The sequence below is a fragment of the Microbacterium neimengense genome, assembly GCF_054782995.1.
Genome location: NZ_BAAGRK010000023.1, coordinates 1 through 659 on the forward strand (window position 1 = coordinate 1; position 659 = coordinate 659).

Below are 659 nucleotides of genomic sequence, written 5' to 3' on the forward strand. Positions count from 1 at the left end.
CGACTCATCACATCCTGGGGGTGTAGGCGCTCCCAAGGGTTCGGCTGTTCGCCGAGTAAAGTGGTACGTGAGTTGGGTTAAGTACGTCGTGAGACAGTACGGTTCCTATCTACTAATGGAATTAGAATCGGACAAGAACATTACTCTAGTACGAGAGGACCGAGTGATATGAACCTCTGGTATACCTGTTATTGTTTACTACCTATTATTAGGTCTGTTACAGTACGGCAGGAAAGCTACGTTCAGAAAGGATAACTGCTGATAGCGTCTTAAGCGGGAAGCCCATCTTGACACGATTCTTTATTAGAGTGACTGTAGATCACAGTCTTAATAGGTTGCAGGTGTAAGCATAGTAATATGTTAAGCTGGGCAATACTAAATTCTCAAGTAACTTGGTAATAACATATCATCAAATATATCAAACGATATATATATATAAAGGTTTTTGTTTAATAATTTTAAATTCCGGGGATCCCGTTTTTAAAAATGGGGCTGTCGGGCGGCAAAGCCGCCCGCCCTGCGGGTATACGACATTGTAGCTCCCAATAAAAGTACTAAGCGTCTTGCAGTCGCAGTCTTATATTAACCGACTATTTAGTTTCCCATTTATCCGCGAGGCGGGCTACAACACACCTTATAGTGATGATGTCACCGCCTCG

The 659-nt window shown here is 42.9% G+C and carries 1 rRNA gene; it reads left to right on the forward strand.

Annotated elements, in window-relative coordinates:
* Positions 1-400: ribosomal RNA gene (locus ACYVJS_RS16260) — 23S ribosomal RNA — on the forward strand; the annotation flags it as partial.
* Positions 401-659: the final 259 nt, after the last annotated feature.